Annotated in this window: 15 protein-coding genes; 4 read left to right on the forward strand and 11 right to left on the reverse strand. The window is 46.0% G+C overall.

What is annotated here, in order from left to right:
• Window positions 1-54: 54 nt before the first annotated feature.
• On the forward strand, window positions 55-522 hold the full coding sequence (gene rnhA / locus B9J87_RS11850) for a ribonuclease HI (RefSeq protein ID WP_013856228.1): 468 nt from the start codon (window positions 55-57) through the stop codon (window positions 520-522).
• On the opposite strand, the gene B9J87_RS11855 is transcribed toward rnhA, so the two are convergent.
• Window positions 507-1,271, reverse strand: a complete 765-nt coding sequence (locus tag B9J87_RS11855) for a class I SAM-dependent methyltransferase (protein WP_094150886.1) — start codon at window positions 1,269-1,271, stop codon at window positions 507-509. The two genes, rnhA and B9J87_RS11855, sit on opposite strands and share 16 nt — an antisense overlap.
• A gap of 36 nt (window positions 1,272-1,307) precedes the next feature.
• On the opposite strand from B9J87_RS11855, the gene gloB reads away from it, so the two are divergent.
• From gloB to B9J87_RS11870, 3 genes are all read left to right on the forward strand, one after another.
• Window positions 1,308-2,066: a hydroxyacylglutathione hydrolase gene (gloB, locus tag B9J87_RS11860; RefSeq protein ID WP_094150888.1), complete on the forward strand. Its 759-nt coding sequence runs from the start codon at window positions 1,308-1,310 to the stop codon at window positions 2,064-2,066.
• Between the two features lie 72 nt (window positions 2,067-2,138).
• Window positions 2,139-3,710, forward strand: a complete 1,572-nt coding sequence (locus B9J87_RS11865) for a lytic transglycosylase (RefSeq protein WP_064625806.1) — start codon at window positions 2,139-2,141, stop codon at window positions 3,708-3,710.
• Entirely contained in the window at window positions 3,707-4,393 is a 687-nt protein-coding gene (locus B9J87_RS11870) for a YIP1 family protein (protein WP_013856224.1), read from the forward strand. Before B9J87_RS11865 ends, B9J87_RS11870 begins: the two co-directional genes overlap by 4 nt.
• A gap of 7 nt (window positions 4,394-4,400) precedes the next feature.
• On the opposite strand, the gene B9J87_RS11875 is transcribed toward B9J87_RS11870, so the two are convergent.
• The 10 genes from B9J87_RS11875 to fabZ all read right to left on the reverse strand — a co-directional run bounded on the left by B9J87_RS11875 (window position 4,401) and on the right by fabZ (window position 15,348).
• Entirely contained in the window at window positions 4,401-5,243 is an 843-nt protein-coding gene (locus B9J87_RS11875) for an endonuclease/exonuclease/phosphatase family protein (RefSeq protein ID WP_176429521.1), read from the reverse strand.
• 80 nt (window positions 5,244-5,323) lie between these two features.
• Window positions 5,324-5,662: a nitrogen regulatory protein P-II gene (gene glnB / locus B9J87_RS11880; protein WP_010320105.1), complete on the reverse strand. Its 339-nt coding sequence runs from the start codon at window positions 5,660-5,662 to the stop codon at window positions 5,324-5,326.
• Between the two features lie 109 nt (window positions 5,663-5,771).
• Window positions 5,772-6,083, reverse strand: coding sequence for a c-type cytochrome (locus B9J87_RS11885; protein ID WP_026027913.1), 312 nt, complete (start codon window positions 6,081-6,083; stop codon window positions 5,772-5,774).
• 60 nt (window positions 6,084-6,143) lie between these two features.
• Window positions 6,144-7,454, reverse strand: a complete 1,311-nt coding sequence (gene tilS / locus B9J87_RS11890; protein ID WP_094150899.1) for a tRNA lysidine(34) synthetase TilS — start codon at window positions 7,452-7,454, stop codon at window positions 6,144-6,146.
• A gap of 132 nt (window positions 7,455-7,586) precedes the next feature.
• Window positions 7,587-8,546, reverse strand: a complete 960-nt coding sequence (accA, locus tag B9J87_RS11895; protein ID WP_013856219.1) for an acetyl-CoA carboxylase carboxyl transferase subunit alpha — start codon at window positions 8,544-8,546, stop codon at window positions 7,587-7,589.
• 47 nt (window positions 8,547-8,593) lie between these two features.
• Window positions 8,594-12,073 carry a DNA polymerase III subunit alpha gene (dnaE, locus tag B9J87_RS11900; protein ID WP_088729101.1) on the reverse strand — a complete coding sequence of 1,160 codons (3,480 nt, stop codon included), beginning with the start codon at window positions 12,071-12,073 and terminating at the stop codon, window positions 8,594-8,596.
• An 81-nt stretch (window positions 12,074-12,154) separates the two neighbouring features.
• A complete protein-coding gene (rnhB, locus tag B9J87_RS11905; RefSeq protein ID WP_010320111.1) occupies window positions 12,155-12,766 on the reverse strand; it encodes a ribonuclease HII in 612 nt (203 codons plus the stop codon).
• A gap of 79 nt (window positions 12,767-12,845) precedes the next feature.
• Entirely contained in the window at window positions 12,846-13,994 is a 1,149-nt protein-coding gene (gene lpxB / locus B9J87_RS11910) for a lipid-A-disaccharide synthase (protein ID WP_094150901.1), read from the reverse strand.
• A gap of 105 nt (window positions 13,995-14,099) precedes the next feature.
• A complete protein-coding gene (gene lpxA / locus B9J87_RS11915; RefSeq protein ID WP_094150903.1) occupies window positions 14,100-14,888 on the reverse strand; it encodes an acyl-ACP--UDP-N-acetylglucosamine O-acyltransferase in 789 nt (262 codons plus the stop codon).
• A 1-nt stretch (window position 14,889) separates the two neighbouring features.
• Window positions 14,890-15,348 carry a 3-hydroxyacyl-ACP dehydratase FabZ gene (gene fabZ, locus B9J87_RS11920; protein ID WP_033197458.1) on the reverse strand — a complete coding sequence of 153 codons (459 nt, stop codon included), beginning with the start codon at window positions 15,346-15,348 and terminating at the stop codon, window positions 14,890-14,892.
• Window positions 15,349-15,358 lie beyond the last annotated feature (10 nt).

The raw sequence follows: 15,358 nt of genomic DNA on the forward strand, positions 1-15,358 counted from the left end.
GGATATGTATGTAAGACTATGCCAATAATGTGCGTAACCTAATAGTATCAAATCATGACAAAACAGGTGGAAATTTTCACTGATGGATCTTGCTTAGGTAATCCTGGCCCGGGTGGTTATGGGGTTGTCCTTCGTTACAAAGAAACCGAAAAAACGTTAGCCAAAGGCTACCGACTCACCACTAACAACCGAATGGAAATGTTAGCGGCAGTGGTTGCACTGCAAACACTGAAAGAGCCATGTAATGTTATTCTCACCACAGACAGCCAATACGTTCGTCAAGGTATTACTCAGTGGATCCACAACTGGAAAAAACGCGGTTGGAAAACATCGGATAAAAAACCAGTGAAGAATGCCGATTTATGGCAAGCACTTGATAAAGAAAGCGCCCGCCACACCATTGACTGGCGCTGGGTGAAAGGCCATGCGGGTCATCGTGAAAATGAAATGTGCGATGAATTAGCACGCAATGCAGCAGAAAACCCAACCGAAGACGATATTGGGTATCAAGCATCCGAATAAGGGTCACAGGCCTTATCTTGGTTCTGAGTTGATAAACGGTAGTTCAGGCTAACTGGCGAAAGACGCCGTTTAAAACGCCAATGAGGTTTAATCGGTTTCAAGGGATAAGTACGTTTGCGCGCTACGATGAAATACAGGCTACCAAATGGAGCGGCCCAGTCGCCAATACCATTTTCCAACCACGCCCACATGGGTTGATATTTTTGCATCGGGAAAAGGGCATATTGGTCACAGTCAATCACTTGATAGTTCAAGACACTCAGCCAGTCCTTAATCCGATTAGTGGTAAACATACGACCGCTCCAAGGTAAGTTATGTTTTCGCCAAGGCATCAAACTTGCGATCCCCGTAAAACTGATTGGATTAAACCCCGTAATAATGATGTAGCCATCATCCATCATCACGCGATCAACTTCGCGTAAGATACGGTGCGGATCGCCACAATAATCCAGTTGGTGCGCTAAAATAGCCACATCAAAACTCTTTTCAAGAAAAGGCAGTTCGTAGCTATCGGCAATCACCGTATGGAGTGGGTTTTCAATATCAAGATGAACTTGGTGTTGAATATTGCAGTTGCAACTGGCAAGCTCACAACTCAAACCACCGAGCTTAAGCATATGATAGCCAAATAATTTAGAGCACCATTCATCAAGCCGAGTCTGAATAGAATCACTAACCCACTGGCCATTTTTAAGTTGGGACCAAGAATGAGGCTTATCTAATTTTTTTTCGCTACGCGCTGGCTTCATCGATAACCTATTTCACCTCGGTGATTGGAGATACTCATGTTACAGATCAAAAGCATACCCGCATTTAATGATAATTACATCTGGCTGATCCAAAATAGCGATCAGCGTTGTGCTGTGGTCGATCCCGGTGATGCAGCACCAGTGCTTGAGTACCTCTCGAAGCATCAATTAACGCTCGAAGCAATATTAATTACCCACCATCACCATGATCACATTGGTGGTGTTGCAGAACTGGTTCGCCAGTTTCCCAGCATTAACGTTGTTGGTCCCGCTCATGAACCTATTCCTACCTTAACGCACGCGGTTGAAGCTGGCGATCAGCTAGAACTATTCGATGAAATCTTTATGGTGCTTGATCTCGCAGGACACACAAAAGGTCACATTGGCTATGTCGGTGACAATAAACTGTTTTGTGGCGATGCACTGTTCTCCGCAGGGTGTGGCCGTGTTTTTGAGGGCACAATGGAGCAAATGTTTACGTCACTGTGTAAACTTGCCGCATTGCCAGAAGAGACTGAGGTCTATTGCGCGCACGAATATACCGCAAGTAACGTCGCATTTGCTTTAGCCGTTGAGCCCGATAATGACCAACTTCAACAGTATCGAGATACCGTCAACCGGCTCCGAGCCCAGCAGAAATCGACATTACCGACCACGATCCGCCAAGAAAAATGGATCAATCCATTTTTGCGGACCCAGCAAGAGAGTGTGATGAAATCCGTCGCGAATCGTACTCAACAAACCGATCCTCTATCAATTTTTACCGCGTTACGTGAGTGGAAGAACGAATTTTGACGATTTGCTGCTTGTCATAGCAATAAAGTGCCAAGTATTATCAGCAGCCATTAAGTCAAAGGGCTGAGATAGATGCGATTTCAATTTAGCTGGGTGATGGTGCTCTTGTTAGCGGGGTGCCAAATCACTCAGCCAACAGACCAAACAACAGCGCCAAATGCCAAAGAGGCAAATAGCCCTCAGATTCAGACACAAAAAGAGATGGCTAAACAAAAGTCGTCATCTGCAAAAAAGACAACGCCGAAAGTGATCACGCCACAAGAGCAAGCGGACGTATGGCAGCGCATCGCAATGCAGTTGTCGATGGATATCCCAGATCATAAATCAGTGAATTATTATCGAACTTGGTATCTTAAACACCCTAATCACCTACAAACTGTTGCCGAGCGAGCAAAGCCATTTCTTTACCTTATCACTGAGAAAATTGAGCAGCGCGGCTTACCACTTGAGTTAGCACTCTTACCTATTGTTGAAAGCTCGTTTGATGCCTTTGCCTACTCACACGGTAGCGCTGCGGGGCTGTGGCAATTTGTGCCGAGTACGGGAGAGATGTATGGCCTAGAGCAAAATTTTTGGTATGACGGAAGACGAGATGTAGACGCCGCCACCGATGCGGCTTTGGATTATCTCACTGCATTAAATAAGCGTTTTGATGGTGATTGGAGCCATGCGATTGCCGCCTATAACAGCGGTGGTGGGCGGATCTCTAGCGCGATTCGTAAAAATCACAAGGCTGGTAAACCAACCGACTTTTTCTCACTCGACTTACCCGATGAAACCACAGGCTACGTCCCTAAATTACTCGCACTGGCCGATATTGTTGCCAATCAAGAAAAATATGGCATTGAAATCCCAGCAATCGCTAACAAACCAGTGTTAACGTTAGTCGACCCTCAAGAACAGCTTGATCTTGCCATTGCCGCCAATTACGCCGGAATGAGCGTGAAAGAGTTGCAAAGTTACAACCCAGCTTACAATCAATGGGCGACCTCGCCGACGGGACCTCATCAACTGCTTATCCCAGTAGATAAAGTGGAACGCTTTGCTCAGAAAGTTGAAGAGAATCGCGGTAAGGGGATGAAGTTAGTACGCTACAAGGTAAAATCCGGCGATAGCTTGAGTGTGATTGCTCAACAGCACAATACCACCAGCAAAGTGATTCAGACGGCCAACAATCTCAATGGCAACGTCATTCGCGTTGGGCAGTATTTAATGATCCCAACATCCGTAAAAGACGAAAAAGCATACGCACTCAGTGCCAGTAACCGCTTAGCAAAAACGCAAGCGATGGCCCGTGGTCAGTATAAGCTGTCTCATACGGTAGCCAAAGGTGATAGCTTATGGAGCATTGCCAAACAGCACAATGTTTCCCATCAGTCCTTAGCAAAATGGAACGGTATGGGGCCAAGAGACACGTTGAAGATTGGCCAAAAACTGGTCATTTGGAAAAATAGCAGTGAGGGCGCCATCATTCGCACTGTCTTTTATCAAGTGCGTAGCGGCGATACACTCAGCGCCATCGCTAATAAGTTTAAAGTCAAAAGCCTCGACATTGTAAAATGGAACGAGCTTGCAAACCAAAAGTACTTAAAGCCGGGTCAAAAACTCAAGCTCTACGTCGATGTCACTAAGGTCAGTGTATGAATCCTTCCAGTAACCCGTTAATCATGTTGGTGGATATTTTCCGTTCCCCCACGTCTTGTTTTTTAGCCCTTTATCAACGCGGCATGTGGGGTTGGCAACCTTATCTCTTTTTAATCCTGAGTCCCTTTCTATTTTGGGGGGCTTATTTTGACGTGGTTAACCTTGAATGGTTAAAAGCTGGGCTCTCGGCGCAGTTGGCTATGATCAACCCCGCTCAGCTTGAAATGTTAGATGCCAACACCTTGATGGCCAGCGAAATTATCAGTGATGTGGTAGGCCGCACACTAACGATTTTCATGTTGGCATTGTGGTTCAATTTGGCGACCAAGCAGAGCCAACATCAGCACGGTTTCTGGCGTTGGTTTGCCGCAAGTGCTGTCATCACTTTCCCAGCCGTGTTGGGCGATCTCGCCAGTTACGCGAGCTTATTACTCAAACATGGCCACGTGATGACTTACGCTGCTGACCTTAATAGTTTAAATGGCCTAATTAAGTTGCCACTGACTAATGATTGGTCTCAATTTGCCAGCTCCTTCCCACTGCTTTTACCTTGGTACATCGTACTTGGCTACGCGGCGGTGGGCGCATGGACAGAGCTGGAACGCGGCCAAGCTCTGGTGATTTCGGCGCTGCCTTGGATTGGCTATTACCTGATTTGGGCGCTGTACATCGCCATCAGTTAGAAAGTGGTTATAAACTAAAACTCGCCAATAGTGGGTTATGATCAGAAGCGTCCGTTACGGACGCTTTTGCATTGAGCAGTGTTAAACCACGATAAAAAAGATGATCAAGCACCAAGCCCGTCACAAACTGAACACGGTGATCGGGTTCGAACGACACGTCCTTCAAACCCACACGATTTAATGCAGTGGTTAATGTGTCCATTCTTGCTTGACTCCAGCTATTAAAATCGCCACCGACAATCACCGGCCCTTGATGTGTTTTTAATTGAACGAGTAACGCTTCCAGCTGATTGGTATACTCTTGCGTTCCATAGGTAAAGTTCACTGCATGCAGGTTTACAACCGCCAGAGTCTGACCATCACTTAAACGATATAGGGCGTAAATCGCCGATTTGGGTAAGCGCAACCAAGGCTCTAATTCGGTGTAAGCACACGCTAATACTGGCATCTGCTTGCCAAGATTTAACACTCCGGCTGATTCACCAAAAATACGAAAAGCATCCGCTTGCGTCCCCCCCCACTGCTTTTGGCTGATCCACTCTTTCAATGACAAGGTCATGCTCGCTTCTTGTAGCAACACCAATTGGGCATCTTGGCTGAATTTATCCAGCTCACTTTGCCATGTTGCTCTATTTTGTTTATAGATATTCCAAACCAGTACATTAAGCTGACCACGCACATCAATTGCGCGAGCGTTTGGATTATCGTAACAAATCAGTGGAGATGAAGCGTTTTTCCCATCAATAGTCAACAATTGCGGCGTTGAAGGAATAGTAAAAATAGAGAAAAAACTAACCACAGCCGCGGTAATCAGCAACAGCGGCAAAACAAGCAGATATTTTCTTTTCATAACGTTCAACAAAATTGGTAGGGATGTATTAATAAAGAGACAAAAAAGGAGCCATTGGCTCCCTTCTTCTCGGTGTACGGCTAAATAGCGTCTTCGTCTTCTTCACCGGTACGAATTCGTACCACTCGTTCAATATTGGTAATGAAAATTTTACCATCACCAATTTTTCCCGTTTGCGCCGTCTCAATAATGGTGTCAACGCAGCGATCAGCGACATCGTCAGTCACCACAATTTCAAGCTTCACTTTAGGTAAGAAATCCACCATGTACTCAGCGCCACGGTACAATTCAGTATGCCCTTTCTGACGACCAAATCCTTTTACTTCAGAAACAGTCATACCCGTGATCCCGACTTCAGCTAACGCTTCGCGGACGTCATCAAGTTTAAATGGCTTAATAATGGCTTCGATTTTTTTCATGTTCATCCCTTACACTTTCGTCAATTGGTGGCATTATCTGCTAGCAAAAAAAAACAATCAATAAAAAGCCCAAGCAACGCTTGGGCTGATTGAAACCCGTTCACTGTCTTTACTTAAGACTTGCGAAATAGGCCGCTAAGTTTTCAATATCGGCATCACTGAGCATTGCCGCTTGCGCTTGCATTACGACGGCTAAACCACCATTACGCTCTTTATTCTTGTAGGCTTTAACTGATGAGATAAGGTATTGCTCATTTTGCCCTTTTAGATTTGGGTACCCCGGAATAAGGGCAATCCCGTCTGCGCCGTGACACGCCGCGCAGATAGCCGCTTTGGCTTGCCCTGCGGCTGGGTCTCCAGCAAACGCGCTTCCCGCTAACAACGTAAAACCCATAACTATTCCAATCGCGACTTTTTTCATTGCTCCACCTTTATGTCCATATTCATTGTATGTTTTATACGAATTTTGCATGAAAAGCGTTCATTTGTCCCAGATGAGTTCACAATCTTGCCCACTGAAGTCACGATCAACAAATAAATTTGCAATCGCAACCACTTGATTCCGATGCATCAATATTGGCGTTCTTCGTCGTAACCAACTGGGCACGCCATACTCTTGGAACAATTTTTTTAGCTTTCGACTTCCCACTCGTCCTGAAGGACATGCTGCCAGCCCTTCAGGATTAAACGTAACGCTTAATTGATGGCAATCATCGGGCAAGGCTATTTCCTTGCTAGCACCATGAGACGATAACCTAAGATTTCCTAGTCCATCAGGCAAAGTTAGTGATTGATCGGGCACAATCATCGCCTGCCAATCTGAAATGTCTTGATAAGTTTGGATGCAATATAGCTTTTGGTCAAAGCGGCGGATCTCACTTTGCCCTAGTTTAAGCCGAGGATTAGCATCAATACGCGCAGACGCCACTTGTTGCCAAATCATCGCCAAATGTTCTTGAGTCGGCATTGGCTCCCCCAATTGAGCAAGCCACATTCTTAGCAATTGATAGCGTGCTAATTCGCTGCGATGAGAAAGCGCAGTAATTGATAAACTGCCATCAGGCATCTTTGCCTCTTGCATTGCCTCTTGTAGCAGCTCTTCAAGCAACACCTGCTGCTGAGCACACAATGTCGCACTACGAGCAACCGCTTGGTGAATATGCGGCCAGCGCTGCGTAAGAACTGGCGTGATGTGATGGCGGATAAAATTACGATCAAAACGGGTATCTTGGTTGCTTTCGTCCTCGACCCAATCCAAATTCTGGGTTACGGCAAAGCTTTCGATCTGTACGCGAGTCGCCGCAAGCAAAGGACGGACGATTTTCCCCGCGCCAAATGGCATCGCTTGTGCCATCGAAGAGAGTCCTTTGGGTCCACTACCACGCTTTAACGCGAGCAAAAATGTCTCGATCTGATCATCGCTATGCTGTCCAGTTAGTAACAAATCGTCAGTGTTAATGTATTTCGCTAAAACTTGGTAACGCGCCGTACGCGCCAATGACTCCACACTTTCACCGCTAGCGGTATCGAGTTGCACCCGTTCAATAAAAAAAGGGATCGCGGCGTGTTGGGCCCAGCGCTGGCACTGTTTGGCCCACGCATCTGCATGTTGACTTAATCCATGATGAACATAAACAGCGCAGCACTCACAGGAGGTTTCGTCACGATATTGCGCCAATAGTTCAAGCATCACCCGCGAGTCCATGCCACCACTAAAACCCAAGACTAATTGGCTGCTTGCTAAGCGATGACGATTGATAACGTGTGAAAATAGCGAATAAAGTTCAGACATGGGTTTTCAGTGCTAAGAGGAATTGATGCCAGTTTACCTTGAAACGCGCCAAGCAAACCAGCCTTGAAATCGGGCAGATAAAAAAGGGCTGGACAGAATCCAACCCTTTCTATTTATTGTCCGCTCTGCTGTTTAGCAGTAGCCGTAGTTCATCAAACGTTGATAACGACGAGCCAATAATGCTTCTTCATTCAGCGGCTCTAAATCAGCAAGCTGTTTTAGCAGTGTTGCTTTCATATTGGCGGCCATTTGTATTGGATCGCGATGCGCGCCACCTAATGGTTCTTCGATAATTTCATCAATCAGCTCAAGCTCTTTTAAGCGAGGAGCGACTAAGCCCATCGCTTCAGCCGCTTGCGGTGCTTTATCTGAATCTCGCCACAAGATTGAAGCGCATCCTTCTGGCGAAATTACCGCATAAGTGGAATATTGCAGCATGTTCACGTAGTCACCCACGCCAATCGCCAAAGCACCACCAGAGCCACCTTCACCAACAACATTGCAAATTACAGGCACTTTCAAGCCTGACATCACTTTTAGGTTTGTAGCAATCGCTTCAGATTGGCCACGTTCTTCAGCGCCAACACCAGGATAAGCACCTGCGGTATCAATGAAGGTAATAATAGGCATGCCAAAACGTTCAGCCATTTTCATTAAACGCAGTGCTTTACGATAACCTTCTGGTTTTGGCATTCCGAAGTTACGTCTTACTTTTTCTCTCGTTTCACGTCCTTTTTGGTGACCAATCACCATCACCGGACGTCCCTCTAAACGAGCGATGCCGCCGACAATCGCTTTGTCATCAGCAAAAGCGCGATCACCAGCCAACTCGTCAAACTCAGTGAAGACATGGTTGATGTAATCAAGCGTGTAAGGGCGTTGTGGATGGCGTGCCAATTGAGCCACTTGCCATGCCCCTAAATCACCAAAGATTTTCTTCTTAAGCTCTAAGCTTTTCTTTTCTAGCTGTTCGATCTCTTTGTCGAGATCAACGGACTTATCACCACCATGGCGAGACACGTCGCGTAGCGCCTGAATTTTAGCCTCAAGTTCAGCAATTGGTTTTTCAAATTCTAGAAAATTTAGGCTCATCTACCGATCCTTTTATACTCAGCGTTCAACATATTTGACGCCAAATTTTAGTTAAATTCGAGTTCTACCTGATCTTTGCCAAGTAGCTGTTTCAATTCGTCTAACAATGTATCACTTGGGGTTACACGCCACTGCGTACCAAGAGTGAGTCGCACTCTCGCCTCTGCGCGTTGGTAGTATACATTGACAGGTATAGTCCCTGCTCGGTGAGGCTCTAAGATCTGACTAAAGCGCTCAAAAAACTGGCTGTCTATCTGTGATTGCTCAATCGATATCGACAAGCCACGGGCATATTTTTCACGCGCACTGCCCAAGTCCATGACTTCGCGCGCCGACATTTTAAGGCCACCATTGAAGTCATCAAAGCTGACCTGTCCAGAAATCACTAAAATTCTATCTTTTTCTAACAGCTCTGCATACCGCTCTAACGCATCAGAGAATAACATCACTTCCATACGTCCTGAACGATCATCTAACGTCATGATGCCAATCCGCGTACCACGCTTGGTGGTCATGACTTTAGCCGCAATCACTAACCCCGCTAAAGTGACGGATTGATCGCGTCGCGTTGGCGTGGCATCTTTTAGTCGACAACTGGTGTACTTCGCAAGTTCCTTAATATGTGCGTTTATTGGATGCCCGGTCAAATAAAGGCCCAATGTATCGCGCTCACCTTCAAGCCAAACTTTCTCTGGCCACTCGGGGACTTGCGTATATTTATGTTCTACTTCTTCTGGCGCATCAGTCAATACACCAAACATATCAACCTGACCAAAGGCTTCAGCTTGGTGGAATTGGCTGGCCGCTTTCACAGCATCATTTAATGAGGCCATCATTGCTGCACGGTGTGGGCCTAAACGATCCAAAGCACCCGCATAAATAAGCTTTTCAATCACACGCTTATTGACTTTTTTCAGATCAATTCTGGCGCAAAAATCAAACAAATCTTTAAAATAGCCGCCTGCTGTGCGCGCTTCTAAAATCGCTTCAATCGGCCCTTCACCGACACCTTTGATCGCACCAATACCATAGACAATCGCGCCATTTTCATCGACGTTAAAGCGGTACAAACCGGCGTTAATATCCGGTGGTAACACTTTAAGATTCATGCGTAAACATTCATCCACTAAGCCAACCACCTTTTCGGTGTTGTCCATGTCGGCCGTCATTACTGCCGCCATAAATTCGGCTGGGTAGTGGGTTTTTAACCATAAGGTTTGATAAGAAACCAGAGCATAAGCCGCAGAGTGCGATTTGTTAAACCCGTAGCCGGCGAATTTTTCTACTAAGTCGAAGATTTTCATCGACAATTCGCCATCCACGCCGTTTTTTATCGAACCTTCTTCAAAAATCGCCCGCTGCTTGGCCATCTCTTCTGGCTTTTTCTTACCCATCGCACGGCGCAGCATATCCGCGCCGCCTAGTGTGTATCCAGCTAGGACTTGGGCGATCTGCATCACTTGCTCTTGGTACAAAATGATGCCGTAGGTTGGGTCTAGAATTTCTTTTAATGACTCATGTTGCCATTTTTCATCTGGGTAGGAGATCGCCTCTCGGCCATGTTTGCGGTCGATAAAGTTATCCACCATCCCCGATTGCAAAGGCCCAGGGCGAAACAGGGCCACTAGTGCAATGATATCTTCGAAGCAGTCTGGCTGGAGACGTTTGATCAGATCTTTCATGCCGCGCGATTCTAACTGGAATACCGCGGTGGTTTCAGAATTTTGCAATACACGAAATGAAACTGGGTCTTCTAACGGGATAGCTTCAATACGAACGGGCTCTTTGCCTTCTCGTTGTAAGCGCGGATTAATCAGCCCTAGTGCCCAATCGATAATGGTTAAGGTACGTAGACCTAAGAAGTCAAACTTGACCAAGCCTGCGGTTTCAACATCGTTCTTATCAAATTGAGTGACGGGGAAATGCCCTTCAGCATCCGCATAAATCGGCGAAAAGTCGGTAATTGTGGTTGGGGAGATCACCACCCCACCCGCATGCTTACCGGCGTTACGCGTGCAACCTTCTAGAATTCGGCACTTATCAATCAGCTCTTTGACGTCTTCGTCATTGTTGTACAGCTCAGGTAACGCGGGTTCAGCCTTAAACGCCTTTTCGAGTGTCATTCCTGGATCTAGTGGAATAAGCTTTGAAATGCGGTCGACAAATCCAAACGGATGACCAAGCACGCGTCCCACGTCACGAATGACCGCTTTGGCAGCCATAGTACCAAAGGTGATGATCTGTGATACCGCATCACGACCATACATTTCAGCAACGTGATCAATAACTTGGTCACGTTTATCCATACAGAAATCGACGTCAAAATCGGGCATTGAAACCCGTTCTGGGTTCAAGAAACGTTCGAAAAGTAAATCATATTGTAGTGGATCTAAATCGGTGATTTTGAGCGCGTAAGCCACCAATGAACCCGCACCCGATCCGCGCCCCGGTCCCACCGGAATATCGTTATCTTTTGACCACTGGATGAACTCCATCACAATCAAGAAATAACCGGGGAATCCCATGTTATTAATTACTTCGAGCTCAATTTGCAGCCGTTCATCATATTCAGGGCGACGTTGTGCGCGAACCTCAGGATCGGGGAACAGAAATTCAAGACGCTCTTCAAGGCCTTCTTGTGATTTCATCACCAAGTATTCGGTTTCTTTCATTCCTTCCGTTGGAAAGGCGGGCAAGAAATATTCCCCCAAACGGACGGTAACATTACACCGTTTGGCAATCTCAACACTGTTTTGCAGCGCTTCAGGAATGTCGGCAAACAGCTCACACATTTCCGCTTCGGTGCGCAAATATTGCTGTGGGCTATAATTTTTTGGCCGACGAGGATCTTCCATGGTGTAGCCATCATGAATCGCTACTCGAATTTCATGCGCTTCAAAAAACTCTTCGCTGAGAAACACCACTTCATTGGTTGCAACGACGGGCAGATCGTTATTTTCAGCCAATTCTAGAGCAAAGTGCAGATAGCTCTCTTCGTCGGCTCGCCCTGTGCGAGTCAATTCAAGGTAAAAACGATCGACAAAATGAGTTTGATAAAACTCGACACATTTATCGACTAACGCCTGATTACCTTTAAGCAGTGCTTTGCCTATTTCACCACTTTTTCCACCCGAAAGCACAATCAAGCCTTCTGCATATTTCACTAGCCACGCTTTATCAATCACAGGCAGGTGTTGCACATGACCGCGTAGATAAGCATCGGAGATCAGTAAGGTCAGATTTTTGTAACCAACATTATCACTCGCTAGAACCGTCAGCTTGGTGAGCTCATCACCAAACTCCTCAGATTGCATGACAAAATCTGCACCGATAATCGGCTTTACCCCACAGTGATGAGCGGTACCATAAAATTTGACCAAACCACATAAGTTCGTGAAGTCGGTCAACGCTACGGCAGGCATCCCCATCTCGGCCACTTTTTTCACAAGCGGTGGCACTTTGGACAAGCCATCGATCATAGAAAAGTCGCTGTGGACACGAAGGTGGACAAACTTTGGTTCTGGCATGCAATAAAATCCTAGATGCTAGGTTTGGTACAAGATTTGGCGGTTATTCTACGCGAATCTGCTCGTGGCTGACACCCGCAATTAGTCAATTCCCAGCACGCGTTTCACTGGCTTAAAGCTTTTACGGTGCTCTGCGATGACGCCATGTTGTTCGATCGCGGCAAAATGCGCTTTAGTTGGATAGCCCTTATGTTGAGCAAAGCCAAATTGTGGGTACAATTTATCGAGCGCTTCCATCTCTTTATCGCGTACCACTTTAGCAATGATTGAGGCGGCGCTGATTTGCGCCACACGCATATCACCCTTGACGACTGCGATACCATGCATCGGTAATTGTGGAACACGGTTGCCATCAATTAAAACCAAATCAGGTTGAATCGCTAGACCTGCAATCGCGCGTTGCATCGCCACCATAGTCGCTTGAAGAATATTAAGCTCATCAATTTCAGCTGGTGAACAGCGGCCAACAGACCAAGCGAGCGCCTTTTGTTGAATTTCAGGAAAAAGCGCTAGGCGTTTTTTTTCTGATAACTTTTTCGAGTCGGCTAAACCTTCAATCGGATTATTCGGATCCAAGATTACTGCGGCAGTCACTACGTCGCCCACTAATGGACCTCGACCAACTTCATCCACTCCTGCAATCAAAACATAGCCCTTAGGGTATTCAAAAGGAGTCAGTGTTTGTTCTGCCATCTTGTCTATTTTCCTCTCGTTATTTTTCAATCGCTCTTTTTAATCGTTAATGGTTTGGTTAATGGTTAATGGTTAATGGTTAATGGTTAATCAAGCTTAAAACCGCTTTGGCGGCTTGTTGATCCGCACCTTTGCGGATCCAGTGATGCATTTCAGTAAAACGTTCAATTAAAGAGGAATTATCACGGCTGAGCATGCTATCGACCGCAGGAAACAGATGTTGCGGGTCGCATTCATCAAGAATGAACTCAGGAACCAGTTCTTCTCCGGCTAAAATATTGGGCAGTGAAACAAATTCGGTTATCGCAAGCTTCTGAACCAACCATCCGGTGAGCCAGTTCACTTTGTATCCCACCACCATCGGCCGTTTGAGCAACATGCATTCCAGTGCGACTGTGCCAGAGGCAAGTAGCACAGCATCTGCAGCCGTGATGACATTACGCGCGGTGTCTTCAATAATAACAAAATCGAGCTCTGGGGCGATCTCCTGCCAAATGGTTTCAAACTGCTGTTTACGTTTGGGATTGACGGCAGCTACCACAAAACCAATATCAGGGTATTTCTGTTTGATTTGTCGACATGTTTCAATAAATGGCTTGGCAATTAAACCGACTTCTCCCCCTCGGCTACCGGGTAGCACAGCCAGCCACTGTTTATCTGTCTCTAATTTCAACAATTCACGAGCGGCAATTTTATCGGGTTGCAGTGGAATGGCATCGGCCAGTGTATGGCCGACAAATTCGCACGCAACCTGATACTTGTCGTAAAACGCTTTTTCAAACGGAAGAAATGCCAACACTAGATCGGTCGCCGCATCGATTTTAAAAATACGTTTGGGACGCCATGCCCATACAGATGGGCTCACATAGTGGACGGTTTTGATGCCCGCTTTTTTGAGATCAAGCTCTAGTCGTAAATTAAAATCTGGTGCATCAATACCAACAAACACATCCGGCGGATTGGCTTTAAAATACTTCACCAACTGCGCTTTAACTTTCAGTAAACGCGGTAAGCGGCCAAGCACCTCAACCAGACCCATCACGGCTAGCTCTTCCATATCAAATAAAGATTCACAACCTTGAGCAATCATTTTAGGGCCGCCAATACCGACAAATTGTGCATTGGGGTATTGCTGCTTGATGGCTTGAATGAAGCCTTCTCCTAATGTATCGCCAGAAAGCTCTCCGGCAACAATACCGATTCTTAGGGGACTTTCATGTGAGTGCATATCGTTTCCTAACAGAATCCGCTCAGCCGTTATGCGGCGTCAAAAAGACAAAAGATCGCTAAACAAGTAGCGATCTTCGGATATTAATCAAAACTCAGTGGCGAACTAACGAATAATGCCACGCTCAGTTTTTTCTAGTAAATCAGTAAAACGCTGAATCGATGGGTACTCTTTCGCCATCTCAACCAATATAGGTAAGACCTCTGCTTGCGTTTTACCTGATCGGTAAATTTCTTTATACGCTTTTTGTAGCGCGCGAATTTCGGCTTTTTCAAAACCATTTCGCTTCAAACCAACAAGGTTAAGGCCAAATGGTGAAGCATGGTTACCTTGTGCTAACACGTAAGCGGGTACATCTTGCACCACAGCAGAACAACCACCGATATAGGCATAAGCACCAACGCTACAGAAAGGATGAATCGCCGACAACGCCATAACACCCGCATAGTCACCGACCGTCACATGGCCGCCAAGAATTGCGTTGTTACCAATGTGCGTATGATTACCAACAATCACATCGTGCGCAATATGGGCATTCACACACAATAGGTTGTCGTTGCCAACAACTGTTTGTGTTTTATCTTGCATAGTACCACGGTGAATTTGCACCGCTTCACGAATAACATTGCGATCACCAATGACGACTCGCGTATCTTCACCACCATACTTCTTATCTTGGTTCTCTTCGCCAATGACGGCGTGAGGGAAAATACGGTTCTCTTCACCAATGACGGTGTTTCCTTTGATGACCACATGCGACATCACTTCCGTACCTTGGCCAAGGCTTACCCCAGAGGTGATGTAAGTAAATGGACCAACCGTGACGTTAGCTCCGATGATAGCGCCATCTTCAACCACCGCACTTGGGTGGATTTGTGCAGTTTCATGAATCATATTAAAACTCTCTACGAGCACATTTCATTTCAGCTGAACACACAACCTCACCATCAACTTTCGCTACGCCATTAAATAACGCAATACCACGACGCTCTTTAATGAACTGCACTTCGATGATCAGTTGGTCACCAGGGCCTACAGGTTTACGAAACTTCGCATTATCAATACTAGCAAAGTAATACAATTCATTATCTTTCGGTGCACCAAAGGTTTTGAATGCTAATAGGCCCGTTGCTTGTGCCATTGCTTCTAAAATCAGTACACCTGGAAAAATAGGTAACTGCGGAAAATGACCAGTGAACTGAGGTTCATTAACTGACACATTTTTCAAGCCAACAAGGTATTTGCCTTCTTCAAAGTCAATTACACGGTCAATCAACAGAAATGGGTAACGGTGAGGAAGCAGCCTCTGAATTTCAGTGATGTGCATCGTTTTCGTTTCAGTCGTCAAAGTCATATTCCTATAC

The organism is Vibrio sp. V19_P1S1T109 (assembly GCF_002241375.1).
Classification (GTDB): Bacteria; Pseudomonadota; Gammaproteobacteria; order Enterobacterales; family Vibrionaceae; genus Vibrio; species Vibrio anguillarum.